Here is a 360-nt window from a genome sequence, read left to right on the forward strand (position 1 = left end):
TTCCAGTAAGGCGTCGTGATCCAGGGCTTGACGCTGAATCTGGTACCCCTGGTTTTTGAAGGCTTCCTGCTGTTGTTGCAATAACGGACTGTTGTTGGTCACGCCTGCGTGAATCAAGGTCAGGCCGGGTTTGCGGCTGGCTGGTTGCAGTTGTTGATGGTTGATCAGGAGGGCGGTGAGGGATGGATTGCCCTGGAAATAATGGCGATAACGCGCAACCGGACGTTGGCCCAGTAGCTGAGTGATCAGCGGGCTGTTCCAGTTTTGCTGGTTGTGAAGCGGGAGAATATCTTGATCGCCACGCTGTAGTTGCAGGTAGCTGTCTTGCAGGTTTTTGCTGAAGCGGATACGGATCTGCTG

The 360-nt window shown here is 54.2% G+C and carries 1 protein-coding gene; it reads right to left on the reverse strand.

Going from position 1 to position 360, the window contains the following annotated elements; all coding sequences use genetic code 11:
• Nucleotides 1–360, reverse strand: a 360-nt coding sequence (locus Q4563_RS17335) for a hypothetical protein (RefSeq protein ID WP_303605383.1), incomplete at both ends; no start/stop codon positions are given.

It is taken from the genome of Gilvimarinus sp. 1_MG-2023, assembly GCF_030548285.1.